Annotated in this window: 25 protein-coding genes and 1 pseudogene; 15 read left to right on the top strand and 11 right to left on the bottom strand. The window is 66.9% G+C overall.

All coding sequences use genetic code 11. From position 1 onward, the window contains the following. Nucleotides 1-89: 89 nt before the first annotated feature. Nucleotides 90-590, top strand: a pseudogene (locus AM590_RS15265) (mechanosensitive ion channel family protein); the annotation flags it as partial. 7 nt (nt 591-597) lie between these two features. Here the strand turns inward: AM590_RS15265 and AM590_RS15270 are convergent. Next, nucleotides 598-1,041, bottom strand: coding sequence for a GNAT family N-acetyltransferase (locus AM590_RS15270; RefSeq protein WP_058828230.1), 444 nt, complete (start codon nt 1,039-1,041; stop codon nt 598-600). A gap of 74 nt (nt 1,042-1,115) precedes the next feature. Here AM590_RS15270 and AM590_RS15275 point away from each other — a divergent pair, with 74 nt between their 5' ends. Then, complete coding sequence (locus AM590_RS15275; protein ID WP_058828231.1) at nt 1,116-1,532, top strand: hypothetical protein; 417 nt, start codon at nt 1,116-1,118, stop codon at nt 1,530-1,532. Here the strand turns inward: AM590_RS15275 and AM590_RS15280 are convergent. Then, nucleotides 1,499-2,845, bottom strand: coding sequence for a hypothetical protein (locus tag AM590_RS15280; RefSeq protein WP_058828232.1), 1,347 nt, complete (start codon nt 2,843-2,845; stop codon nt 1,499-1,501). The two genes, AM590_RS15275 and AM590_RS15280, sit on opposite strands and share 34 nt — an antisense overlap. A 108-nt stretch (nt 2,846-2,953) precedes the next feature. On the opposite strand from AM590_RS15280, the gene rqcH reads away from it, so the two are divergent. From rqcH to AM590_RS15310, 6 genes are all read left to right on the top strand, one after another. Beyond that, nucleotides 2,954-5,059, top strand: coding sequence for a ribosome rescue protein RqcH (gene rqcH / locus AM590_RS15285; RefSeq protein WP_058828233.1), 2,106 nt, complete (start codon nt 2,954-2,956; stop codon nt 5,057-5,059). A gap of 182 nt (nt 5,060-5,241) precedes the next feature. After that, entirely contained in the window at nt 5,242-5,949 is a 708-nt protein-coding gene (locus AM590_RS15290; RefSeq protein ID WP_058828234.1) for a DUF4013 domain-containing protein, read from the top strand. Between the two features lie 67 nt (nt 5,950-6,016). Next, nucleotides 6,017-6,721 carry a DUF4013 domain-containing protein gene (locus AM590_RS15295; protein ID WP_058828235.1) on the top strand — a complete coding sequence of 235 codons (705 nt, stop codon included), beginning with the start codon at nt 6,017-6,019 and terminating at the stop codon, nt 6,719-6,721. 107 nt (nt 6,722-6,828) lie between these two features. Further along, entirely contained in the window at nt 6,829-7,899 is a 1,071-nt protein-coding gene (locus AM590_RS15300) for an mRNA surveillance protein pelota (RefSeq protein WP_058828236.1), read from the top strand. Nucleotides 7,900-7,961: 62 nt separating this feature from the next. After that, nucleotides 7,962-8,396, top strand: coding sequence for a hypothetical protein (locus tag AM590_RS15305; protein WP_058828237.1), 435 nt, complete (start codon nt 7,962-7,964; stop codon nt 8,394-8,396). 167 nt (nt 8,397-8,563) lie between these two features. Next, nucleotides 8,564-9,115: a hypothetical protein gene (locus tag AM590_RS15310; protein WP_058828238.1), complete on the top strand. Its 552-nt coding sequence runs from the start codon at nt 8,564-8,566 to the stop codon at nt 9,113-9,115. 97 nt (nt 9,116-9,212) lie between these two features. On the opposite strand, the gene AM590_RS15315 is transcribed toward AM590_RS15310, so the two are convergent. Together AM590_RS15315 and AM590_RS15320 are read right to left on the bottom strand one after the other, a co-directional pair. Beyond that, complete coding sequence (locus tag AM590_RS15315) at nt 9,213-10,211, bottom strand: ornithine cyclodeaminase family protein (protein WP_058828239.1); 999 nt, start codon at nt 10,209-10,211, stop codon at nt 9,213-9,215. A gap of 72 nt (nt 10,212-10,283) precedes the next feature. Then, the gene (locus tag AM590_RS15320) at nt 10,284-10,532 is read right to left on the bottom strand and encodes a hypothetical protein (protein WP_058828240.1); all 249 of its coding nucleotides are present in this window, start codon (nt 10,530-10,532) and stop codon (nt 10,284-10,286) included. Between the two features lie 228 nt (nt 10,533-10,760). Between AM590_RS15320 and AM590_RS15325 the strand changes: the two genes are divergently transcribed. Beyond that, a complete protein-coding gene (locus AM590_RS15325; protein WP_058828241.1) occupies nt 10,761-12,131 on the top strand; it encodes an MFS transporter in 1,371 nt (456 codons plus the stop codon). Nucleotides 12,132-12,191: 60 nt separating this feature from the next. On the opposite strand, the gene AM590_RS15330 is transcribed toward AM590_RS15325, so the two are convergent. Further along, a complete protein-coding gene (locus AM590_RS15330; protein ID WP_058828242.1) occupies nt 12,192-12,608 on the bottom strand; it encodes a DUF3054 domain-containing protein in 417 nt (138 codons plus the stop codon). A gap of 21 nt (nt 12,609-12,629) precedes the next feature. Next, a complete protein-coding gene (locus tag AM590_RS15335) occupies nt 12,630-13,211 on the bottom strand; it encodes a class I SAM-dependent methyltransferase (protein WP_058828386.1) in 582 nt (193 codons plus the stop codon). Between the two features lie 58 nt (nt 13,212-13,269). On the opposite strand from AM590_RS15335, the gene AM590_RS15340 reads away from it, so the two are divergent. The 3 genes from AM590_RS15340 to AM590_RS15350 all read left to right on the top strand — a co-directional run bounded on the left by AM590_RS15340 (nt 13,270) and on the right by AM590_RS15350 (nt 16,332). After that, nucleotides 13,270-13,890 (top strand): GNAT family N-acetyltransferase, encoded by a 621-nt coding sequence (locus tag AM590_RS15340; RefSeq protein WP_058828243.1) that lies wholly within the window; start codon nt 13,270-13,272, stop codon nt 13,888-13,890. A 27-nt stretch (nt 13,891-13,917) separates the two neighbouring features. Further along, on the top strand, nt 13,918-14,898 hold the full coding sequence (fen, locus tag AM590_RS15345) for a flap endonuclease-1 (protein ID WP_058828244.1): 981 nt from the start codon (nt 13,918-13,920) through the stop codon (nt 14,896-14,898). Nucleotides 14,899-14,964: 66 nt separating this feature from the next. Continuing rightward, on the top strand, nt 14,965-16,332 hold the full coding sequence (locus AM590_RS15350) for a hypothetical protein (protein ID WP_058828245.1): 1,368 nt from the start codon (nt 14,965-14,967) through the stop codon (nt 16,330-16,332). 32 nt (nt 16,333-16,364) lie between these two features. On the opposite strand, the gene AM590_RS15355 is transcribed toward AM590_RS15350, so the two are convergent. After that, a complete protein-coding gene (locus AM590_RS15355; protein ID WP_058828246.1) occupies nt 16,365-17,717 on the bottom strand; it encodes an aspartate aminotransferase family protein in 1,353 nt (450 codons plus the stop codon). A gap of 221 nt (nt 17,718-17,938) precedes the next feature. On the opposite strand from AM590_RS15355, the gene AM590_RS15360 reads away from it, so the two are divergent. Beyond that, nucleotides 17,939-19,204 (top strand): AI-2E family transporter, encoded by a 1,266-nt coding sequence (locus tag AM590_RS15360; protein WP_058828387.1) that lies wholly within the window; start codon nt 17,939-17,941, stop codon nt 19,202-19,204. Between the two features lie 14 nt (nt 19,205-19,218). Here the strand turns inward: AM590_RS15360 and AM590_RS15365 are convergent, their stop codons facing one another. Further along, nucleotides 19,219-19,506: a PadR family transcriptional regulator gene (locus AM590_RS15365; protein ID WP_004044685.1), complete on the bottom strand. Its 288-nt coding sequence runs from the start codon at nt 19,504-19,506 to the stop codon at nt 19,219-19,221. A 672-nt stretch (nt 19,507-20,178) separates the two neighbouring features. Then, entirely contained in the window at nt 20,179-20,325 is a 147-nt protein-coding gene (locus AM590_RS20945) for a hypothetical protein (RefSeq protein ID WP_172795819.1), read from the bottom strand. 142 nt (nt 20,326-20,467) lie between these two features. Between AM590_RS20945 and AM590_RS15370 the strand changes: the two genes are divergently transcribed. Continuing rightward, nucleotides 20,468-21,172 (top strand): hypothetical protein, encoded by a 705-nt coding sequence (locus AM590_RS15370; protein WP_058828247.1) that lies wholly within the window; start codon nt 20,468-20,470, stop codon nt 21,170-21,172. Nucleotides 21,173-21,231: 59 nt separating this feature from the next. Next, the gene (locus AM590_RS15375) at nt 21,232-21,465 is read left to right on the top strand and encodes a hypothetical protein (protein ID WP_058828248.1); all 234 of its coding nucleotides are present in this window, start codon (nt 21,232-21,234) and stop codon (nt 21,463-21,465) included. A gap of 24 nt (nt 21,466-21,489) precedes the next feature. On the opposite strand, the gene AM590_RS15380 is transcribed toward AM590_RS15375, so the two are convergent. Further along, the gene (locus AM590_RS15380) at nt 21,490-21,996 is read right to left on the bottom strand and encodes an NUDIX domain-containing protein (protein ID WP_058828249.1); all 507 of its coding nucleotides are present in this window, start codon (nt 21,994-21,996) and stop codon (nt 21,490-21,492) included. 15 nt (nt 21,997-22,011) lie between these two features. Next, complete coding sequence (folD, locus tag AM590_RS15385; protein ID WP_004044681.1) at nt 22,012-22,905, bottom strand: bifunctional methylenetetrahydrofolate dehydrogenase/methenyltetrahydrofolate cyclohydrolase FolD; 894 nt, start codon at nt 22,903-22,905, stop codon at nt 22,012-22,014. Nucleotides 22,906-22,928 lie beyond the last annotated feature (23 nt).

Genomic DNA, 22,928 nt, shown 5'->3' on the forward strand with positions numbered 1-22,928 from the left:
CCGAAGGATCATCTTGCAGGGTCGCTGAGCTCATTCCACCTCAGCATTCACCCTGCTCTTTGGTGTGCTAATCGTTCTATGACACCCTCGACGCCGAGGGAATCGTCACCGACATCACCATCATCAACACCCGGCTGAGCAACGCCGACGGCGAGACGGTCGTCTTCCCCAACGACCGCGTGACGAACGCGAAGATAACCAACCGGACGAAGCGCAACCGCCTCCGCCTCCGTCTCGACGTGGGTATCGACTACGAGGCCGACATCGAACACGCCGAGTCGGTGGCCGAGGAGGCGCTTTCGGACCTCCAGTTCGTCGAGGACGTGCCGAAGCCGCAAGTGATGCCGACGACGTTCGGCGACTCCGCCATCGGGCTCCAACTCCGCTTTTGGATTACGAACCCCTCGGCCCCGCGTCGGGCGCAGGCGAAAGCCGAGGTGCTTCGGAGCGTGAAACTCGCGTTCGACCGCGAGGGAATCAAGATTCCCTACCCCCAGCGCGAACTGCTCGCCCGCGAGGAGGCCGACGGCTTCCAGCTCCGGGAGGACCGTCGCAGTCGGCCGGTGGAGAAGTCGGTCTCGGAGGACTAGACATCGGCTACAGCGACTTCCGCATCTCGACGTGCGGGATGCCGGCCTCGTCGAACTCGTCGCTCGTCGTCTCGTAGTCGAGGCCGTGGTAGAATCCCTCCGCGGTCGTCTGGCCGTGGAGGAGAAGCGAATCGAACCCGCGCTCGCGCGCCTCTGTTTCGAGCGCGTCCATGAGTCGTCGCCCCCAGCCCTCGCCGCGGGCCGATTCGAGGACGGCGACGCGCTCGACCTTGCCGACGCCGGGTTCGTACTCGCGCAGGCGGGCCGCGCCGACCGGGTCGCCGCTGCGGTAGGCGACGAAGTGGACCGCCTCGGCGTCGGGGTCGTCGTGTTCGTCCCACTCCAGTTCCTCGTCGACGCCCTGTTCGTCCACGAAGACGGCCTTGCGGACGGCGAAGGCGTCGTCGCGCTCGCCCTCGGTGACCGCGACGCGGACCTCGGTTTCGCTCATGAGAGCAGTTCCGCAGGCGGCTACCTGACGATTGCGGAGCGAGGTTTATCATGTCTCCCGACTGATCGAATCGCGTGAGCACGCTCGACCGATTCTTCGTCGGCCGCGAGGGCGCGCCCACCCGCCAGCACCGACTGGGCGGCATCGCCCTCTTTGCGCTCGTGTTCGTCACGCACCTCCCGCCGGACGCGGTCGGCCCGCTGTCGTACCCGTTCGGCCTCCGGTTGTGGACCATCGCGGGCCTCGGTCTCGGTGGCGGCGCTGTCGGTGCGCTCCGGGGTGACGGCGTCTTCGGGGCGCTCCCGCTCGGTGTCGGTCCGGTGCTCGGCTTTTTCACGGCGCTCGGCGCGGCCGAGTTGACGACGCCGAGCATGGGGCTCTGGCAGGGAGTCGCGACCGGTCTCGTCGCCGGCGGACTCCTCGCGAGCCTCGGGTTCGCGCTCGGCTTCGGTGGGTGCTACGCCGTCGCCCGCGTTCCGTCGTCTGGCTGACCTCGCGTCGACTCGCCGCCGAGCGCCCAACCGAGTCGGTAGACGAGCGCCCCGGCCGCGAGCGTCACCAGCACCCAGACGACGAGCAGAAGGCCGACGAACAGGACGCCGTAGCCGCCGAAGGGAACCAGCGGAAGCGCGAAGGCCACGGGCGCGGCGACGATGGCGAGCGACAGGGGGCGCGTGCCTTCGTCGCGACGGGCCGCGTAGCCGAGAGGCAGAAACAGCACGACTGCGGCCGCTAACGCGAGCGCGCTGAGCGAGAACCACGGGTTCGGGCCCGGCATCGCAATCGCGGTGGCGACCGCGAGCGCGACCTGCGGCCCCACGGTCGCGGCGACGAGGCGACGGAATCCGAGCGCCTCGGGCCGGACCGCCGAGACGACGCCGACCGCGACCAGTTGGAGGGCGAGGAGCCACGCCATCGCGGCGACGCTCCCGGAGAACGCCCGGACGACGAGGAGACAGAGGCCCCACATGACACCGAGTCCCGCGACGGCGGGGCCGAAGCGTCGTACCCCCCGGCCGCCGAACCGGCGGTCGAAGTGCCGGATGAGGAGGACGCCGATGGTGAGCACGAGCGTCGGGACGAACGCGACCCACGCGAGGTTCGTGAGGATGCCGGGTCCCGAGTCGGCGGCGAGACTGGCGTAGGCCGCGGCCGTGGTCGCGAGTCCCGCGTCGGGGCCGAACGTGAGGTACGTCTGGCTCCCGACGCTTGATGCGGCCTCGTCGTCGTCGCTCCAGACGGCGGCCGTCTCGGTGGTCTGAACTTCTGTGGGCGCGGTGAGGAGCGATGACCCCTCGGGACCGGTCACGACGAACCGGTCGGCATCGACGTAGACGGTACCCCTGACCCCATCGTCGTGGAAGTAGTCCACGACGAGCACGTCGCCGTAGCCGCGGTACGCCATCTCGGGCACCTCGAAGGTCACGACCGCGGTGTCGCCGTCCATCCGGGTTTCGAGGCGTCTGCGGTCGTCGGTGAACACGCGGTAGTCGTCGAACGTCTGGCGGACGACGCTGTCGAGCCGTTCGGGGTTCTCGCGGAACGTCGCGGCCGACTCGCTGTCGAGTTCGACGCGGGCGGTCCACGTGCCGACGCCGTCGTCGCCGACGCGGACTCGGAGCGTGCTCGATTCGACGGTGAGCGGGACGCCGGCGTCGTCTCCTGCTTTTTCGAATGTCTCACCGCAGACACCGCAGACGGCCTCTGGCGGTGGTCGTGCTTCGGCCGGGACGCTCCCGATGGGGAGCGCGGCCAGCGCGACGAGGAGGGCGACGGTGGCGAGAACGAGGGTGCGAGGACGCATTCACCGAATACATTCAGGCTGGCTGATAAGTATCTTCTCCCCGATTCGGGTGGGCGTCGCATCTGTGGAAACGACACCCCTTTTCGTTCGCCGACAAAAAGCGAGTCCATGGACCCGAAGCGGGAACTCACGAGCGTCGACCTCGCGGCCCTCGTCACCGAGTTGAACCGGTACGAGGGCGCGAAGGTCGACAAGGCGTACCTCTACGGCGACGACCTGCTTCGCCTCAAGATGCGGGACTTCGACCGCGGTCGGCTCGAACTCCTCCTCGAAGTGGGCGAGATAAAGCGCGCGCACCTCGCCGCACAGGAGCACGTGCCGGACGCCCCCGGTCGGCCGCCGAACTTCGCGATGATGCTCAGAAACCGGCTCAACGGGGCCGACTTCGCGGGCGTCGAGCAGTACGAGTTCGACCGCATCCTCACGTTCACGTTCGAGCGCGGCGACGAGAACACGAAAATCGTCGTCGAGCTGTTCGGACAGGGCAACATCGCGGTGCTCGACGAGACGGGCGAAGTCGTCCGCAGTCTGGAGACGGTGCGGCTCAAGTCGCGGACGGTCGCGCCGGGGTCGCAGTACGAGTACCCCGCCTCGCGGCTCGACCCCCTCACCGTCAGCCGCGACGCCCTCGGCCGGAACATGGAGCAGTCCGACACCGACGTGGTGCGGACGCTCGCCACCCAGTTGAACCTCGGCGGCCTCTACGCCGAGGAGCTGTGTACCCGCGCCGGCGTGGAGAAGACGCTCGATATCGCCGACGCAACCGACGACGACTACGACGCCATCTACGACGCCATCGTCGACCTCCGCCAGCAGGTGCGCTCCGGGGAGTTCGACCCGCGGCTCTACCTCGACGACGACGGCGAAGTCGTGGACGTGACGCCCTTCCCGCTGCGCGAACACCAGAACGCCGGGCTCGACGAGGAGGCCTACGACACGTTCAACGACGCCCTCGACGAGTACTTCTTCCGGCTCGACCTGACTGCCGACGAGCAGGAGGCGACCTCCGACCGCCCGGACTTCGAGGAGCAAATCGCCAAACAACAGCGCATCATCGACCAGCAGGAGGGCGCAATCGAGGGCTTCGAACAGCAGGCCGAAGACGAGCGCGAGCGCGCCGAACTGCTGTACGCCAACTACGACCTCGCCGACGACGTGCTGTCGACCGTCCGCGGCGCGCGCGAGGAGGGCGTTCCGTGGGACGACATCGCCGCGACGCTGGAGGAGGGTGCCGAACAGGGCATCCCCGAGGCCGAGGCCGTCACGAACGTCGACGGCGCGAACGGCACGGTCACCATCGAACTCGACGACGCGACCGTCACCCTCGACGTGTCGATGGGCGTCGAGAAGAACGCCGACCGCCTCTACACCGAGGCCAAGCGCATCCAGGAGAAAAAGGAGGGCGCGCTGGCCGCCATCGAGGACACCCGCGAGGAGTTAGCGGCCGTAAAGAAGCGCCGCGACGAGTGGGAGGCCGACGACGAGGACGACGATGAAGACGAGGACGAAGAGCCGGAGGAGACCGACTGGCTCGCGCTCGACTCGGTGCCCGTCAAGTCCACGGAACACTGGTTCGAGCGGTTCCGCTGGTTCTACACCTCTAGCGGCTACCTCGTCGTCGGCGGCCGCAACGCCGACCAAAACGAGGAGTTAGTGAAGAAGTACATGAGCAAGCACGACCGCTTCTTCCACACGCAGGCCCACGGCGGCCCGGTCACGCTCCTGAAGGCGACGGGGCCGAGCGAGCCCGCGCAGGCGGTGGACTTCTCCGACGAGACGCTCCGCGAGGCCGCGCAGTTCGCCGTCTCGTACTCCTCCATCTGGAAGGAGGGCCGCTTCGCCGACGACGCCTACATGGTCGAACCCTCGCAGGTGTCGAAGACGCCCGAATCGGGCGAGTACATCGAAAAGGGGAGCTTCGTCATCCGCGGCGACCGCGAGTACTTCGAGGACGTGGCCGCGAAGGTCGCGGTCGGCATCCAATGCGAGGACGAGACGCGCGTCATCGGCGGGCCGCCGTCGGCAATCGAGGCGCGTGCGGAGACGACGCTGACGCTCACGCCGGGCCAGTACGCTCAGAACGACGCCGCGAAACTGTGTTATCGCCGGCTCCGCGAGCGCTTCGCCGACAAGTCGTTCGTCAGAAAAATCGCATCACCCGACCAGATTCAGGAGTTCCTCCCGCCGGGCGGGAGCGACATCGTCGACGAGTAAATGTCGACGTCGTCTTCAGGTAACCAGACGCTAGACGGCTTAATATTCAATTATTCGGGCGCGTCGGGTACAAGATTATATACTTTCTCGTCGTAATGTTGAGTCGAGCGTGCGTGTCAACCCGCGAATCTCACATTCGGCCGAACGGCCGGTGGGTGGGTGGTGGCGCTCGGTGAAACATCATGATTTCAGAATCACTCAATTACCTTCGAAACGGCGAGGACTGGGTAAAGACGGTCCTCATCGGCGGCGTCCTCGGCCTGTTGAGCTTCCTCATCGTCCCGACGTTCCTCGTCATCGGCTATCTCCTTCGGGTCGTTCGCGCGACCATGAAGGGCGACGAGGTGCCCCCGGAGTTCGACGACTGGGGCGACATGGCGATAGACGGCGTGAAAGGCTTCGCTATCGCGTTCGTCTACGCGCTCGTCCCGGCCATCATCGCGGGCGTGTTCGGCTTCGCCGGCATCGTCGGCGCGGCGGCCGGTGGCTCCGACGCTGCGGGCGCAGTCGGCGGCATCGTGGCGCTCGTGGGCCTCCTGCTCGCGTTCGTCCTCGGCCTGCTTGCCGCGTACCTCATCCCGGCGGCGCTGTCGAACTACGCCGAGACCGACCGCATGGGCGCGGCGTTCGACTTCGGCACGCTCCGACCCATCCTGACCTCGGGCAAGTACGCCACCGCGTGGCTCATGGCCTTCGCGGTGCTGTTCGCGTCGTCCATCGTGGTCGGCGTCCTGAACGTCATCCCGCTTCTCGGCTTCGTCGTCGGGGCGTTCGTGACGTTCTACGCGGCCGTCGCCGCTTACTACATCATCGGCAAGACGTGGGGCGAACTCCACGACATCGAGATGATGGACGAGGGCGAGACGCCGGGCGAACAGCCCGCCGTCTGAACTGTCAGCGAAAACCCGAATTTTCGACGGAATATCTAAGCCGCTAGCGGCGCGACACCTCAACGGTATGCTCTCCGACGCGCTGTGGTTTCTCAAGCGAAGCGACGACTGGGTTGCGACGACGATTATCGGCGGGGTTCTCTCGCTGCTTTCTGTACTGATACTCCCGGGGATTATCCTGCAGGGCTACTTCGTCAGGGCGATGCAGGCGGCCGCGAACGGCGAGCAGGCCGCGCCCTCGTTCACGGACTGGGGCGGACTGTTCGTCGACGGCCTGAAGCTGTTCGTGGTGACGTTCGTCTGGGCGTTAGTGGCAATCGTCCCGTCGATGCTGCTCTCGGTCATCATCGGCATCGGCACCTTCACCGTCTCCGAGGCGACGACGGGGAGCGCGGCGGCGTCCTCTGCGGGCGGCGTCGGGCTCGGTATCGTCTCGGTCGTCCTCGGCCTCCTCGTGTTCGTGCTCAGCCTGCTCGTGGCCTACCTCGGGCCGGCCGCCGGAGCGAACTTCGCCATCGAGGGGAATCTCGCTGCCGGCTTCGACGTGCGCACTATCCTCTCGGGCGCGTTCACCGGCGAGTACGCCGTCGCGTGGTTGCTCGCGCTCGTCGTCGCAGTCGTGCTCGGCTTCATCGGGGGTCTCCTTTCGGTCATCGTCGTCGGGCTCTTCGTCCTGTTCTACGTACAGGTAATTACGTACTACCTGTGGGCGCGCGGCTTCGCCGACGCAACCGGGAAGGGCCAGCAGTCGACGCAGTCGACTGGCTGGTGAGCGGCGCAGGGCGGCAGGCGGCGGCCGCGTTGGCATCCGCGACGCCGACTCGCGCCGGGTGACCGCGATAGCAGGACTCTTTTCCGTTCCCCGACGACCGGACGTGTATGCGCATTTCGAGCCGCGGTCGCGGCGAGGAGGGGCGCGAGCGAATCACGCTCGTCCCCGAGAACGTCGACGACCTCTGGCACCTCTCGTACGTCCTCGAACCGGGTGACCTCGTCTCCGGCGACACCACCCGCCGCATCCAGCGCGACGACGAGCAGATGCGGGACACCGGCGGCGAGCGCGAGCACCTCAACGTCACCATCAAGGTCGACGACGTGGAGTTCGCCCGCTTCGCCAACCGCCTCCGCGTCGGCGGCGTCATCGTCTCCTGTTCCCGCGAGGACCAACTCGGCCACCACCACACGCTCAACGTCGAAGAGCGCGCCGAGATAACCATCGAGAAGCACTTCAAGGCCGACCAGATAGACCGCATCGAGACGGCCGAACAGGCCGCCGAGAATCCCGACGTGGCCATCGCGACCGTCGAGGAGGGCGCGGCCTACATCCACACCGTCGCCCAGTACGGCACCGAGGAGTACGCCTCGCTCACGAAGCCAACGGGGAAGGGCGAGTACGCCCGCCCGCGGTCCGAACTGTTCGACGAACTCGGGTCCGCGCTGTCGCACCTCGAAGTGGACGCCATCATCCTCGCCGGGCCGGGCTTCACGAAGAACGACGCGATGGACTACTTCGAGAACAACTTCCCCGCGGTCGCAGAGACCATCGTCACGACCGTCGACACCGCCGGCGTCGGCGACCGCGGCGTCCACGAGGTGCTCAAGCGCGGCGCGGTCGACGACGTGCAGAAACAGACCCGAATCGCCGAGGAGGCCAACCTCATCGACGAACTGATGGAGAACATCTCGACGGGCGCGAAGGCGGCCTACGGCGTCGAACAGGTCGCCGAAGCCGCCGATTTCGGCGCGGTCGAACACCTGCTTCTCCTCGACTCCCGGCTCCGCGCGGAGCGACAGGGCGACGGCGACTGGGACGTTGACGTGAACGACATCATCGACTCGGTCGAACAGAAGGGCGGCGAGGTCACCGTGTTCTCCGCGGAGTTCCAACCCGGCGAGCAGTTGAAGAACCTCGGGGGCATCGCGGCGGTCCTCCGATACCGACTGCAGTAGACCGCCTTCGCCGCCACCGCCGGAGAAACCGTTTAACCGCCCGAAACCTACGTCTAGTCGTGATGCGGGGGGCGCTCTTGGAGACGACGAAACGGGTCGACCGCTGGCTCGACCAGGTGTTTTTCGCCGCGTGGGAGGTGTCGGTGCTGGCGATTCCGACCCTCTGGTTCCTGCTTTTCGCGACGCCCAGAGCCGAGGTGTCGCTGTCCGGCCTCACCGCTCTCGCGGCGAGCGCCGTCGCCGTCGGGACCTTCCGCGGCGGCTACGTCGGAACCGGGTCGTGGCCGCGGCCCGGTCACCTGCCGACGCTCCCGATTCGCTCAGCCTACTACAGTCTCGTCGTCGGCGGTACGGCCCTGCTCGGCGCGTTTGCACAGACCGAACTGGGTGCGTTCTGGCCGGGTATCGTCGTCCCGGCGGTCGTCGGCGTCGGCGCGCTGGCGCTCGTGCCGGTCGTCCTCGTCGGGACCGAGCGGGTCGCGCGAGTGACGCTGTGACGCGATATCGGTAGTGGGGCGACATTCACACCAGATTTGGAAGAGACCCGGCACAGACTGGTGTGAGATATCGAAAAACCGCTATCTGTTCTCTCGCCCCTCGTTCAGTCGAATCGCCGAGCCGGGTGGAACCGCCCCCGACTCGCCGATTTCGAAGGAGAACGACTATGACAAACACAGCAACTCGCGACGGCCCGACCCGTCGCCGGTTCCTCCGAACGACCGGACTGCTCGCGGGCGGACTCGCCCTCGGCGTCGGCGCGACTGGAACCGTCGCGGCGGGGGTCTCGGTCGCAAACGGGTGGTACGAAGAAGAAGAGATATACTACGTCGCTCACGGGGTGGAGGAGGGAGTGACGGAACGCGGAGAAAACGACATCTACCTCATCGGCGGCGACAGGACGTTACAGGCGCAGGTCGTCGAGTTCGTCCCCGGAGAGTCTGGGTACTCGCCCCACTGGAACGTCAACCTCGTCAACACGGCGGCGGGGAAGACGGTGGCCGACATCGTCGGGTCGCCGTACGTCTCGGACCACTATCCCGAGGCGCTGTTCGACGACGTCGAAGACGTTCGAGCGGCGGCGGACGCCGGACTGGTTACGATATCGAAACCCGGCGTCGTCGTCCTGTGTCCAATCGTTCCGGAACGCGTCGCAGACGCACCCGGAAACACCGAACTGCCGGAGGCGTTCCCCCGTCCGTGGCCGACGACGTTCTGAGCGAGCACGAACGCCGGTGACGGTCGTTTTTTACCACGACGCCGCGACAACCGTCTCGCTGAGGCTCCGCGCGTCTATCGAAACCCCTCCGTCCGTTCTACTCCCCCGTGAGCGACTCGCTCGCCGGCGAGAAGTCGATAGTCGTCCCGAGTCCCTCCTCGCGCGCCTTCTCGTAGAGCATGTGCGCCGCGGCGACCGTCTCGATGCCCGTGCCGCCGCTGTCGAAGACGGTTATCTCCTCGTCGTCCTCGCGCCCGGCGGCGACGCCGGCGATGACCTCGCCGAGTTCGGCGTGGATGTGGTCTTCGTCCACGACGCCGGCCTCCACGGCGGCGAGGAACGACCCGGCGTCCATCGTGGCGCGCTCGCGGAGGTCGGGGACGTACGTCGCGCGCTCGATGGTCGTCTCGTCGAGTTCGCGCTTTTCGGGGTGGTACTGGCCCATCGCGGTGACGTGCGTGCCGGGTTCGAGCAGGTCGCCGTCGAACACCGGGTCCGTGGCAGTCGTGGCCGTGACGACGATGTCCGCGCCCTCGACGGCCGCGGCGCTGGAGGCGACGGCGGCGACGCTGGCGTCGAGCGCGCGGTCCATCTCGCCCGCGAACGACTCGCGACTCTCCTTCGTCGGCGAGTAGACCCAGACGGTGTCGAGGTCACGGACGGTCGCGGCGGCCCGGAGCTGTCCGCGGGCCTGCGCGCCGCTTCCGATGAGCGCGAGCGTCGAGGCGTCGTCTCGGGCGAGGGCGTCGATGGCGACCCCGCCGGCCGCGCCGGTCTTGAAGGGGTTCATGCTCGCGCCGTCGAGGAGCGCCAGTGGCTCGCCGCTCTCCGCGTCGAAAAGCGGCGTCATGAACCACGCGTCCTCCGCACCGAAGCCGGCGGAGTACATGTAGCCGCCCATCGCGCCCGTCTCGGGGAGCACGGCCGCGTAGGAGGTGAGCATGCCCGGCGGCTCGCGGTTGAACAGCTTCGTCCGCGGCTCGGCCGGCGCGCCCTCCCCGCGCTGTCTGTAGCCCTCGCGGACGGCCGCGACGTACTCGGCCGGGGTTGCCAGTCCACTAACCTCGTCGCTCGTGAGGAACAACGTCGCTGTCATGGTCGGAAAAACGAGACCTTCGGTCAAAACCCTGCGGGCCGGCGAACCGACCGAACGGGCGCGGGTTGGGGGTTAGTCTGCGTCGAGGACCGAAGGAGAAGGCGCGTCAGCGGCGTTGGGACCGGCGTGTTCGTCGAGGTGGGCGGAGGACGGCGACGAGGGCCCGTTCACGAAGAGCGCGTGGCCGGTGAGGAGCGCGGCCATGCCCGCGGCCATCGGCACTGCCGTGGTCAACTGCAACCCGGCGACGGTAAGCGTGCCGGTGATGCCGAGGAGTGTGAGCGGAATGAGCCCAAGAATGTAGTCGTAATATCCGGTCATAATATATAGTATACTACGGACGTAAGTGGTATAGTTCTTTCCCATAGATGACTGATACTGTTTTTGTGGCCTTCGGATAACTTTTCCATAACTTATGGCTCGATAATCGCAAGACTGCGGAGGGTCCGTATTCCCAAGAGAACATCACAAATTCGATACTGTGGATTGTGCCTCTCGCCCGAACAGTCGGTCTGTGGCTCGCGTCGTCTGCCGGAACTCCACACGGTTATGGGAGTCGGTGCCGTGGCCGGAGACGTGAACCGCAACGACCGCTCAATCGTCGCGTTGGTGATGCTCGCCCACGGGATGGTCCACACGTACGAACTGTCCATCCCCATCTTCGTGGCCATCTGGCTCGGGGAGTTCGCGAGCATCGACCTCGGCCTCGCGACGGTTCCCGTCACGACCGCCTCGTTGGGCGTGATGACCGGCCTCGGCTTCGCGCTGTTCGGCCTCGGGGCGCTCCCCGGCGGCATCCTCGTCGACCGCGTCGGCTCCAAGCGCCTCATCGTCGCCTGTCTCCTCGGCATGGCCGGGTCGTTCGTCTTGCTTGCGCTGTCGCCGAACCTCGTCGTCGTCGCCCTCGCGCTCGTCGTCTGGGGTACCGCGGCCAGCGTCTACCACCCCGCCGGACTCCGACTCATCAGCACCGGCGTCGAGGAACGCGGAACCGGCTTCGCCTACCACGGCATCGCCGGGAACCTCGGCATCGGTTTCGGCCCCTTCCTCACCGCGCTCCTCTTGTTGTTCTTCGACTGGCACCTCGTCGCCGCCGTGCTCGCGCTCCCGGCGCTCGTGGCCGCCGCGCTCGCGACCCGCGCCAACTTCGAAGAGCAGGCCGCGGTCGCCGCGACCGACGGCGGTGAGACGGGCGACACCGACGACGATGATGACACCGGGGGCGACGGCAAGGCCGGCACGGGCGTCTCCTCGTTCGCGGAACTGGTCTCGCAGTCGAAGCACCTCTTCGCCGGCGGGTTCGCGCTCGTCTTCGCGCTCGTGATGTTCTCCGGGCTCTACTACCGCGGCGTCACGACGTTCCTGCCGGACCTCCTCGGCTCCGTCATCGGCATCGAGCCGATTCCGGTCTCCGAACTCCTGCCCGCCGCCCTCGCGTCCGGGTCGGCCGGGGGCGCGCCGACGCTCGACGTGGAACTGTTCGTCTACGCCGGCCTCCTGACGGTCGGGGTCTTCGGACAGTACGTCGGCGGCAAGCTCACCGACCGCATCAGGACCGAACGCGGCATCGTCGCCGGCTTCGTCGCGCTCGCCGTCATCGCCATCGCCTTTCTCCCCGTGGCGAGCCTCGGTGTCGGCCCGCTTCTCGCAATCTGTGCGCTCCTCGGCTTCTTCCTGTTCATGGTCCAGCCGTTCTACCAGGCGACCGTCGCGGAGTACACGCCCGCCGGTCTACGGGGACTCTCGTACGGGTTTACCTATCTCGGCGTGTTCGGCGTCGGCGCGCTCGGCGGTGCCATCGCCGGCTACATCCTCACCGTCGCCGACTCGACGGCGCTGTTCGTGGTCCTCGCCGGGTTCGCGGCGGCGGCGACGCTTCTCGGCGTGACGCTGTTGCGACGGCGGCCGACGCCCGCCTGAGAGCGGTCAATCGGCCGAAAAACAGTTTTTGACGGGTGAATTCGGTCCGGTCTCCGCGCCTCAGACGAGTTTAAAGTACAACGTCCGCCAGACCCCGAGCGCGACGGAGCCGAGCACCAGCATGACCGCGACGAACGTGAGTTCGACGCCGCCTTCGAAAAGCGGCGTCCAGCGAATCGCCATGCCGATGACGGTCGCCGCGAGCCACGAGCGAATGCCGAGCGGAACGGCCGACTTCGCCGACTCGGCCGCGCCCGGCGAGTACGCGCCCAACAGCGGGGCGGTGACGAGCCATCCGATGAGGAACGGGACCGCGGTGAGTACCCACCCGACCGGGTCGGCCGAGAGGTACGACACCCCGTTGTGCTGGACCACGCCGACGGTGACGAGGAGGAAGATGGCGAGCACGTCGCCCACGGCGATGGGTAACGCCCCGGCATCGAGTCGATCCTCTAAGAACGAAGTCGAGGTTGCCATAGGCGAGGATTCGTCGCCCCCCTAATGGCTTTCCCGCTTTTTTCCGACCACCGTGTACTCGAAGCCCCGTTCGACCACGTCGGCATCGAACCCGACGCGTTCGAGGAACCGGACGAGTTCGTCGGGCGTAGCGAACGTGGACCCGAAGCCGACGACCCGCTCGGTGGCGACCAGCCCACGGCCGAGGAGCGTTTCGGGGTCGAACTCGTTGACGGCGAACACCCCGCCGGGCGCGAGGACGCGGAAGACCTCCTCGGCGACGCCCCGCTGGTTCGGCATGTGGTGGAAGGCGTCGACGACGGTCACGGCGTCGAGGGAGCCGTCGGCGAAGGGAAGCCCTCGGGCGTCGCCGCGGACGCAGTCGAGACCCCGTTCGCGCGCCCGGCGGAGCATCCCGGCCGAGCGGTCGAGGACGATTCGTTCGGGAACGTCGAGCGCGAGGGTCGCCCGCCCGGAGCCGCCGCCGATGTCGACGACGCGCTCGACGGGGCGGTCGGCGCGGTCGAGAGCCGTGCCGAGCGCGCCGGGGTCGGCGGGCGGCATCACGAGGTCGTAGACGGGTGCGAAGCGGTCGAAGAACCGAACGTCGCCTGCGCCGTGCATGCCCGACTCCACGCTCCCGCCGGGGAAGGTTCTTGCGCGCGGCGGTCCCATCTCGGCCATGGAGTTCGACCTGCTCGGGTGGCCCGAAGACGGGCCGCGGCTCCGCCTCGACTACCGGCGGTTCGCCTACGCGGGGAAGTTCGTCACCGCGGCGACGGGAAAGACGGTGCTCCGTGACCCCGACGAGCCGCTCCCACCCCTCGACGACGACCGGCCCGCGCCGAGTGGCGGCCCCGACTCCCTGCCGCCGGTAGCCGAGGACGTGGTCGCCGCCGTCGCGTTCAACGAGGACCGGACCGACCCGACGACGCTCTGGCTCCGGTACGTCACGGTCCGGCAGGACCGCCGGGGTGACGGACTCGGCCCCGACCTCCTCCGTCGGACCTGCGAGGCCGCCGCCGACCGCGGCTACGAGACGGTCCGCATCGCCGCGAACAACCCCTTCGCCTACGAGGCGTGCCACAAGGCTGGGTTCGGCTTCACGGGCCGCGAGACGGGCGTCGCCGAGTTGGTGCTGGAGCGGCCCGCCGACGCGCCCGCGGCGGTTTCCCGCGAGACGTACCAGTCCGGCCTCGACCGTTACCGCGCCCGCGACCTCGGCGACCCGGAGCGATCGTTCCTCGCGGCGCGCGAGGGCGCGGCACCGCCCGAACTCGACGGTGTTCACTCGGACGATTGAAACCCTCGGCCCTCGAAGGCCGAGCAAATGGGAAACGCAGACCTGCGGACGCTCGCCGCGCTCTCCGAGGTGTCGTTCGACGAGGTGGCCGGGAGCGTCGTCGCCGTCGACGCCCACAACTGGCTGTACCGGTATCTCACGACGACGGTCAAGTGGACGAGTTCGGAGAAGTACACGACGAGCGAGGGAAAAGAGGTCGCCAACCTCGTCGGCATCGTCCAGGGGCTCCCCAAGTTCTTCGAACACGACCTGACGCCCGTCTTCGTCTTCGACGGCGGCGTCACGGAGATGAAAGACGACGAGGTGGCGAAGCGCCGCGAACAGCGCGAGAAGGCCGAAGAACGGCTCGAAGAGGCTCGCGAAGCCGGTGACGCGGTCGAGGCCGCCCGGATGGAAGCGCGCACCCAGCGGCTCACCGAGACGATTCAGGACACCAGCCGCGAACTCCTCTCGCTTCTGGACGTACCGGTGGTCGAAGCGCCCGCCGAAGGTGAGGCACAGGCGTCCTACATGGCCCGTAAGGGCGACGCCGACTACGTGGGCAGCGAGGACTACGACACACTCCTGTTCGGCGCGCCCTACACGCTCCGACAGCTCACGAGCAAGGGGAACCCCGAGCTGATGGATCTCGACGCGACGCTCGACAAACACGACATCACCTACGAGCAACTCGTCGACATCGCCATGCTCTGCGGGACCGACTTCAACGAGGGCATCACGGGAATCGGCCCGAAGACGGCCGTGAAAGTCGTCACGGAACACGGCGACCTCTGGTCAGTCCTCGAAGCCCGCGGCGACACCATCCCCAACGCCGACCGGGTGCGCGAGTTCTTTTTGGACCCGCCGGTCACCGACGACTACGACTACGACACCGACATCGACCCGGACGTGGCCGCCGCCCGCGAGTTCGTCACCGAGACGTGGGAAGTCGACCCCGAGGAGGTCCGCCGCGGCTTCGAGCGCATCGAGGAGTCGGTCACGCAGACCGGCCTCGACCGCTGGACGTAGGGCGCGTTCGCATCGAGACAACAGCCCGCCGACACGTTTACACGGGCTGATTCGGAACTCCGGCGTGTGTCCCCCGACGACGCCCCTCCCGCAGACGACCCTCCCGCAGACGACCCCTCCTCGATCTCGCGTCGCCAACTCCTTGGCCTCGTCGGCGGCGCGGGCGCGGTCGGCGGTATCGGTTGGTTCAGGCCGACGTGGCTCCCCGACCCGATTACGGACTGGCTGACGACGCTGTATCCCAATCCGCCGGCAAACGTTTGGCGACCGGAAGTCTCCGATGCGCACGCCGACGAAGCAGTCGCTCGACTCGAACGGACCGTCGAGCAGGCGCAGAGGCTCAAAGAGCGGGTCGATCTCGACTCGGTCCCGCGGGAACTGGAGTTCTCGCTCGACCACGGCGACCCCTCCGGCGGGTGGTTGGAGTCGGCCAAATCGGTGTCCGACGCGTACGAGCGACTGCGGTACGCCACGGTCGGCCTGTCCTTCGCGGGCGAAGCCGTCGGTGCCGCGAAGTTCGTCCTCGACGAGGCCGACCCGGAGCGACTGACCGAACGCGGGAGGACCATCCAGTCGAGCGCCGAAGCCGTCCTCGACTCCGTCGGTGATTACGAAGTCTCGGACCCCTCGCGGGACCTCGCACATCTCTATTTCGTCGAGCGCGAACTCGCGTTCGCCCGGTTCGAGTCCCGGTACCGAAAGCGGTTCGCCGGCGAGACGACGACCGCCAGCGACGACTTCACGGGCGGCGCGGTCGCGGACGCGTACGCGTCCTACCTACAGGCCGAACAGCGCCTCGCCAACGCGCGGTACTACCGCGACCGCTACCGCGAGGGTCTCGACGACGAGACGCGCTCGTACGCGAACGCGCTCGATGCCGCGCTGACGACGCTCACCGAGGCGATAGCGACGTTTCCGGCGGCGAACGAGATGCGGGACCGAATCAGCGATGAGCGCGACCTCGGCCAGCAGACGCCGTACGGCGCGGCGCGCTGGGAACTCCTCACGATATGTTTCGACAGCGACTACCGGCTCAACTACGGACCCGACGGGCACCGACACGGCCACACCGTCCAGCAGGTCGTCGAGTCGGCGACCGCCCTCCTCGACAGGCGCGGCCACGAGTTCGCCCTCGACGAACTCGGCGTCTCACCCGGCGACACCGGTCACGACTCCGGTCGGACGTTCCGAGCGAAGCGAAGCGCAGTCCGTCGGTTCCGGTCGGTCAGAGAAACATACGACTCGCCGTTCGCGGGCGTGCTCGCACAGGAGGCGGCGAACCTGATTCACGCCGGCGAAGTCGGCATCGAGTTGGCTGACGGGACGTTCCCGATGTGGCGAACCCGAGTGGAAGCGACGACGTACTACCTCGTCGCCGAAGGCGAGATGCGAACGCTCGGCGAGGTGTACGGGACGGTTATCGACGACTCCTGAGCAACGGCAGGGCGGAGATTCGGTTAATCGGCCTACGACACGTCCTCGATAGCGTCCAGCAGCATCGTCGCGCCGAGGTCGATTTCGCGGGCGGTCACGTCGAGCGGCGGGAGGATTCGGAGCACCTTGTAGCCGCACGAGAGGGTGAGGAGACCGCGTTTGAGGGCGGCTTCCTGCACGGCGTCGCGGCGTTCTTTGGTGTCGAACTCGACGCCGAGAAGCAGGCCCTTGCCGCGCACGTCCACGACGGTGTCGGGCGCGTCGTCGCGCATCCGCTCGATGAACTGTCGGCCGCGGGCGACGGCGTTGTCGAGCAGGTCGTACTCTTCGATGGCTTCGAGCGTGAACACGCCCTGCATCGACGAGACGATGTCGCCCGCGCCCCACGTCGAGGAGAGCCGCGAGGTCTCGTCGGGGAATATCTCGTCGTTCGAGATAGTCGCGCCGACGCGGAGGCCCTTCGCGCCGGTGATGATGTCGGGCTCAAGCGGGTAGTGGTCGGAGCCCCACATCTCGCCGGTGCGGCCGACGCCGGTCTGAATCTCGTCGGCGATGAGCGTCAGGTCGTAGTCGTCGACGACGGCGGCGAGTTCCTCGGCGAAGGCGTCCGACGGGAAACGGTAGCCGCCCTCCCCCTGTATCGGTTCGACGATGACGTAGGCGACCTCGTCAGCGTCGATGTGGCCCTTCTTCGGGTGGAGCTTCTGTCGGAGTTTGGAGACGGCGGCGTCGGCGTCGGGGAAGAAGCCGCAGGAACACGTCTCGGGCGAGCAGGTCCGGTCGTCGCAGAACGGCACGTCGAGGACGCCCGAAATCTCGGGGAACTTGCGGCGGTAGACCGACTTCGAGCGGTTGAGCGAGAGCGCGCCGAGAGTGCGGCCGTGGAACGCGCCCTCGAAGGTGACGCCATACTTCGCGCCGTCGGCGTGGTCGTAGGCGATTTTGATGGCGTTCTCGACGGCCTCGGCTCCGGAGTTCGACAGGAACACCGTGTCCATCCCGTAGTGGCTCGTGAGGTCGGTCAGTTTGTCCATGAGCGCGGCGGGGCCGGGAAGCCGCTCCTCGCCGGGTGCGGAGCCATCGCTGACGTAGAAGTCCTGGCCGGCGATTTTCGTCGGGTCGACGAGGTCGAACTCGGCCATGCGGTCCATGAGCTTCGGGTTGTTGTAGCCGAGCGGGGCGGCCGCGACGTGGCTCGTGAAATCGAGGAGGACGTTGCCGTCGACGTCGGTGCAGAAGGGCCCTTCGGACTCCGCCGTGATGTCCCAGACGAAGTCGTAGACGTACGTGCTCGGCGCGGCGTGTTCGTGGTGGTACTCGACCCACTCGCGCGCTTTCTCGCCGGGCATCGAATCGACGCGTGGCACCGCCGTCTCTCGGTCCATGCGCCTCGGTACGAAGACCCGTGTGTTAAGATATTCGTTATTAATGGTGCAATATCAGCCGGGCCGCGGTCCAGTCTGTCGGTTTTACCCCGCGAACGGAAGGGTTCGGCGACCGAACGTGACGGTAGCGCGTCGTGACCTGTCGCTCCCGCGATAGGCTTTTGACGCCTCCGCGTCCGTGGTTGGGTATGGCTCTCCGTGACATTCAGCGCTCCCGGGCGATGTGGTGGGCGCTCGCGTTGGTCCTCGCGGGCGCGCTCGCCTACGTCGTCTACTCTTTCATCGGGACGTTCGTCTTCGGTCTCTTCATCTACTACGCTACGCGGCCCATCTACCGGCGGATTCGGAGGCGGGTAAAGCCCCCGAGCCTCGCGGCGGCTGTGGCGCTTTTCGCCCTCGCGCTCCCCGCGCTCGGACTCGTCGCCTACGCCGCGACCATCGCCCTCCGCGAGTTCCTGAAATACGCCGACCAACTCTCCTCCGACGAGGTACCCATCGACCTCGAAGCCTACGGCATCGACCCCATGCTGTTGGAGGGAATCGCCAGCCCGCAGGCGCTGTTGGAGTACGACTTCCGGTCGGTGTTGACGCCCGAGGCGATTAGCTCGGTGTTCGATTCGCTGAGCGTCGCCGCCAACACCTTCGCGTTCCTCGGTATCGGCGCGATTCACCTGTTCGTCATGATCGCGTTCGCGTTCTACCTCCTCCGCGACGGCCACCGACTCCGCCGGTGGGGCCAGTCGATGTTCGCCGACGACCACGGCATCCTCGAGGCCTACATGCGCGGCGTGGACCGCGATTTCAACAACATCTTCTTCGGCAACATCCTGAACGCCATCCTCACGGGCACCATCGGCGTCATCGCGTACTCGCTTTTGAACGTCATTGCGCCCGTGGGCGTCCACATCCCCGCACCGGCGCTTATCGGCCTGCTCGCTGGGGTCGCGAGCCTCATTCCCGTCGTCGGGATGAAGCTCGTCTACGTCCCCGTCGCGGCCTACATGGCTCTCGAAGCGACGATTGCCAACCCTCCCGGGTTCTGGTTCGTCCTGCTTTTCGCTGCCGTCTCGTTCGTCATCGTGGATACGATTCCCGACCTCGTACTCCGGCCGTACGTCTCCGGACGGAGCCTCCACGTCGGGGCCGTGATGCTTGCCTACACGTTCGGTCCGCTCCTGTTCGGCTGGTACGGCATCTTCCTCATGCCGATGATACTCGTGCTGTTCGTGAATTTCGTCCGGCTCGTTCTGCCGGAGCTCTTGGCGGGGAAGCCGATTCGGCCGTACATGGTCGACCCCGCATATCTGGTCGACGGCCCGCCAGTCGACGAGTTGACCGTCGACGAGGCGGACGACGCACCGCGAGAAACAGCCGCGACCGACCAGCCGGGAGAGAGCGAATCGGACGAGCTAGAGACGTTTACCGACCGAGACGAGAAATCGAGTCGTGACTCACGGTCGCCGTCCGACGCCGGCGTGGACGGGTAGTCCGAGTCGCCCGCTCACGCTTCGAAGTCTTCGGGGACGTACTCCGCTTCCCACTCGTCGCGGGCCTTTATCTCGCGGCGACCGCGGCGGGTGAGCGTGTAGTAGTTGGTCCGGCGGTCGCGCTGGCCCTTGTCGACCAGCCCCTTCTCGACGAGCGTGTCGAGGTTGGGGTAGAGCCGCCCGTGGTGAATCTCCTTTTCGTAGTAGGCTTCGAGTTCTTCTTTGATGGCGAGTCCGTGCGGCTCTTCGAGACCCGCGATGACGTACAGCAGGTCTCGCTGGAATCCTGTCAGGTCGTACATCGGTAAATTCGACTCGTATGTTACTGTCTAATTCAGATAAGCATATCGGCCTCGACCGACGATTCCCCCTCGAAAACCCGCTAGTCTCCGAGATACTCCGCCAGCAATCATGTAGTCCAAATTACTAATTTTCCGAAGTTGCCGTTTCGATGTCCGGATATGTCCACAACTGGACGGCTCGGGCAAATTAAGCGAGCAGATTGTTAATTGTTATCAATGGACAACTCCTCGACTATCCAAAACAGAAATCCGAGATGAGGTGACAGCGTCACCACTCTCTCGGAGCAGCCGGCGGCGGGTCGAACACCTAGCTTGTGTGATAAGGTCGAGTTGACGAGTCGGATGACCACCGAGAACGGTCGGGGTCGGAACTCGGATGCACTCGAACGAAGCGCGGGTGGAACAGTCGCTCGTGGGTCGTAGCTTCGTGCAGAAGGAAAGCAAGCCGTGCCGGAAATCTCCGGCACGGCATGCCGCCCTGAATTGGTCCCCGCTGACGCTTCGGCCCTCCAAAGCGAAGCGTCACTATCGGCTACTGTTCGGTTTTACTTAAAGATAACGACGCGTGCCAAACATTGACAACGCGGCTAACTGTCCGGCTGAGTGGCACGCACGCGCCGAATTCCGGAAACGATGCGGTTCCACCCTGCTAAAAGATTTATGTTACTGTAATCACATGTGTTCCTCTTCCAGCACCCAGCCGAGCGCCCGCTTGTAGTGCGTCATGAGTTTTCTGACCCCTTCGTGTCGCATCTCCTCGGATTCGAGTTCGTCCTTCAGGAACTCGTACTGCTCTCGGACCTCGGATTCGCTTCGCATACGTCGATGGTGGGTCGCCGGACCTATGTAGCCCGGCGGTCGCTCGGGTAGCGACCGACCGCGGCGGGGGCGACTCGCTTCGTGCCAGACTCCCCCGCGCCGGGTCGCCGTGCTTTTGCGCCGTCGGGGCGAACCCAGTCGCATGGAGATACGCGGCGAGCGCGAGTGCAAGGAGTGCGACCACCGATGGTCGTACTACGAGACGGGAAGCGTATCGTGCCCGCAGTGCGGGAGCCTCCGGAGCGTCGGCGTCGGCGACAGGGAACGCCACACCGCCATGCAGGCCGACCTCGACCTCTCGGCGCACCGCTCCGCAGTCGGCGACGGCTCGATTCGAGACGCCGCCCCGGCGTTGAAGTCCGACCTCCGCGACTACATCCGGAAGACGGGCTACATCCGCGGGGGAGAACTGCTCCCCCTCGAAGATACCCCGCTCGCGGCCCACGAACTCCTCCACGCGGTCGACGTGGTCGCCCGGTCGAACCGCCCCACGGACGACGAACAACTCTACGTCATCACCCTGCTCCGACGCGCCGACGAGGGAGAGCGCCCCGACGCCGTGCCCGACTCGATGGCCGACGCCCGCGGCCTCGCCTACGCCGAGGCCATCGACGCCTACTGCCGCGACCTCTCGACGTGGCTCGACGACAACCCGAACCCCGAGGTCAGGACGACGCTCGAAACCCTCTCGAACCACCGCAAGCGCGTCGAGGCGCTCGACGGAGCCGTCTCGCTTGCGGAGTCCGAGGCGCTCGTCGAGGCCGCCCGCGAGCTACACACCGCGCTCGTCGACGACGACCTCGACGCGCTCGCGTCGGCCCGCGACACGCTCGCGGCGCTGTTCTGAGGCCGCCCGACCACCGCGCTCACCGAACGTTTTTGCCTCGTGGCGACCCTTCGCTGACGATGACTGCCGGATTCGACATCCACGAGGTGCGCCACCGGGTGAAACTGCTCCGCGACGACGGCGACACGATGCTCGTCGAGAACCGCGACGGCGTGGCCTGTCCGGCCTGCGGTGACGACTTCTCGCAACTGCTCATCTCCGACCGGGACGCGCACAGCTTCGACGTGGACGCCGACACCCGCTTTTGCGTCCGGCGGGACAACGACCGACTACTCGTGGCGACTCACGAGTGAGAAAAGACCGCTGTCGAACGGGCGTCAGCGCCCGAGAAGAAACCGAATCAGCCCGCGGTCCAGCGTGTCGTCGGGGAGCGTCTCAAACCACGCCACGTCGGCGATGGCCTCGTCTTCGAGACCGGGGTCGTCGGTGAGGTCTCCCGCGACGGTCGCCTCGTAAATCGCGAACCGAAAGCTCGCGGCGTCGTCGCCGTGGTGAAACGACTGCTCCGTGACGACTCGAAGCGCGCCCACGTCGGCGTCGAGGCCGGTCTCCTCGGCGACCTCGCGGACCAACGCCTCCCGTCTCGTCTCGCCGGCTTCGACGCCGCCGCCGGGGAGGACCCACTGGCCGTCCTGTCGGACGAGAAGCACCGCACCGTCGCGCTCGCAGAGCGCGCCGACACCCCAGTCGAGGCCGCCCTCGATGCGCTCGACGGCGCGGGAGAACGCCTCGGCGTCGAGGTCGTGGCGGTTCCGACGCCGGATGACGCCGTCCACGTCGTACGTCCACTCGCCGTCGATGTCGGCGTCTGACGGGGGACTCACGGTTCTCGACCCGATTCAGGGGAGGTCCACGTCGACGCCCTCGGCCTCGGCGGCGGCCTTCACGGTGTTCCAGAGGAGCATCGCGCGGGTCATCGGGCCGACGCCGCCGGGGACGGGCGTGATGGCGCTGGCCTTCTCCTTCGCGGAGTCGAACTCGACGTCGCCGACGAGTTCGTAGCCCTTCTCGTTGTCCGCGTCGACGCGGTTGACACCCACGTCGATGACGACGACGCCCTCGGAGAGCATGTCGCCGGTGACGAGTTCGGGGACGCCCGCGGCCGCGACGACGATGTCGGCCTCGCGGGTCTTCGCGGCGAGGTCGTCGGTGCGCGAGTGGCAGACCGTGACCGTGGCGTTGCCGCCTTCGGCCTTCTGGATGAGCAGGTTCGCCATCGGCTTGCCGACGATGTCCGAGCGGCCGACGACGACCACGTCAGCGCCTTCGGTCTCCACGTCGGCGGCGGCGAGAAGCTTCTGGACGCCGTGGGGCGTACAGGGTTTGAAGCGGGCGTCGCCGGCGACGAGGCGGCCAACGTTCTCGGGGTGGAAGCCGTCCACGTCCTTGGCGGGGTCGATACGGCGGAGGACCGTCCGGTCGTCGACGTGGTCGGGGACGGGCATCTGGACGAGGATACCATGGACCTCGTCGTCGTCGTTGAGGTCGTCGACGAGCGAGTAGAGTTCGTCGGCGGGCGTCTCGGGGTCGAGTTCGTAGTCGAACGCCTCGATGCCGACCTCCTCGCAGTCGCGCTGCTTCATCGAGACGTACGTTTCGCTGGCGGGGTCGTCGCTCATCAGCACGGTGGCGAGACCCGGCTTCACACCGGCCTCGTCGAGCGCGTCGATGGCGTCGGCCAACCCGTCTCGAATCTCTTCGGCGACGGCGTTGCCGTCGATGATGGTCGTCATTGTCTCAGACAGCGCACCCCGAC

The sequence above is a fragment of the Haloferax sp. Q22 genome (genome assembly GCF_001482285.1).
GTDB lineage: Archaea > Halobacteriota > Halobacteria > Halobacteriales > Haloferacaceae > Haloferax.

What these genes read in the sequence shown, in the direction of transcription:
- AM590_RS15270 (WP_058828230.1), bottom strand. Translation starts at nt 1,041, where the DNA reads ATGAGCGAAACCGAGGTCCGCGTCGCGGTCACCGAGGGCGAGCGCGAC.
- AM590_RS15280 (WP_058828232.1), bottom strand. Translation starts at nt 2,845, where the DNA reads ATGCGTCCTCGCACCCTCGTTCTCGCCACCGTCGCCCTCCTCGTCGCG.
- rqcH (WP_058828233.1), top strand. Translation starts at nt 2,954, where the DNA reads ATGGACCCGAAGCGGGAACTCACGAGCGTCGACCTCGCGGCCCTCGTC.
- AM590_RS15290 (WP_058828234.1), top strand. Translation starts at nt 5,242, where the DNA reads ATGATTTCAGAATCACTCAATTACCTTCGAAACGGCGAGGACTGGGTA.
- AM590_RS15295 (WP_058828235.1), top strand. Translation starts at nt 6,017, where the DNA reads ATGCTCTCCGACGCGCTGTGGTTTCTCAAGCGAAGCGACGACTGGGTT.
- AM590_RS15300 (WP_058828236.1), top strand. Translation starts at nt 6,829, where the DNA reads ATGCGCATTTCGAGCCGCGGTCGCGGCGAGGAGGGGCGCGAGCGAATC.
- AM590_RS15305 (WP_058828237.1), top strand. Translation starts at nt 7,962, where the DNA reads ATGCGGGGGGCGCTCTTGGAGACGACGAAACGGGTCGACCGCTGGCTC.
- AM590_RS15310 (WP_058828238.1), top strand. Translation starts at nt 8,564, where the DNA reads ATGACAAACACAGCAACTCGCGACGGCCCGACCCGTCGCCGGTTCCTC.
- AM590_RS15315 (WP_058828239.1), bottom strand. Translation starts at nt 10,211, where the DNA reads ATGACAGCGACGTTGTTCCTCACGAGCGACGAGGTTAGTGGACTGGCA.
- AM590_RS15320 (WP_058828240.1), bottom strand. Translation starts at nt 10,532, where the DNA reads ATGACCGGATATTACGACTACATTCTTGGGCTCATTCCGCTCACACTC.
- AM590_RS15325 (WP_058828241.1), top strand. Translation starts at nt 10,761, where the DNA reads ATGGGAGTCGGTGCCGTGGCCGGAGACGTGAACCGCAACGACCGCTCA.
- AM590_RS15330 (WP_058828242.1), bottom strand. Translation starts at nt 12,608, where the DNA reads ATGGCAACCTCGACTTCGTTCTTAGAGGATCGACTCGATGCCGGGGCG.
- AM590_RS15335 (WP_058828386.1), bottom strand. Translation starts at nt 13,211, where the DNA reads ATGCACGGCGCAGGCGACGTTCGGTTCTTCGACCGCTTCGCACCCGTC.
- AM590_RS15340 (WP_058828243.1), top strand. Translation starts at nt 13,270, where the DNA reads ATGGAGTTCGACCTGCTCGGGTGGCCCGAAGACGGGCCGCGGCTCCGC.
- fen (WP_058828244.1), top strand. Translation starts at nt 13,918, where the DNA reads ATGGGAAACGCAGACCTGCGGACGCTCGCCGCGCTCTCCGAGGTGTCG.
- AM590_RS15355 (WP_058828246.1), bottom strand. Translation starts at nt 17,717, where the DNA reads ATGGACCGAGAGACGGCGGTGCCACGCGTCGATTCGATGCCCGGCGAG.
- AM590_RS15360 (WP_058828387.1), top strand. Translation starts at nt 17,939, where the DNA reads ATGTGGTGGGCGCTCGCGTTGGTCCTCGCGGGCGCGCTCGCCTACGTC.
- AM590_RS15365 (WP_004044685.1), bottom strand. Translation starts at nt 19,506, where the DNA reads ATGTACGACCTGACAGGATTCCAGCGAGACCTGCTGTACGTCATCGCG.
- AM590_RS20945 (WP_172795819.1), bottom strand. Translation starts at nt 20,325, where the DNA reads ATGCGAAGCGAATCCGAGGTCCGAGAGCAGTACGAGTTCCTGAAGGAC.
- AM590_RS15370 (WP_058828247.1), top strand. Translation starts at nt 20,468, where the DNA reads ATGGAGATACGCGGCGAGCGCGAGTGCAAGGAGTGCGACCACCGATGG.
- AM590_RS15375 (WP_058828248.1), top strand. Translation starts at nt 21,232, where the DNA reads ATGACTGCCGGATTCGACATCCACGAGGTGCGCCACCGGGTGAAACTG.
- folD (WP_004044681.1), bottom strand. Translation starts at nt 22,905, where the DNA reads ATGACGACCATCATCGACGGCAACGCCGTCGCCGAAGAGATTCGAGAC.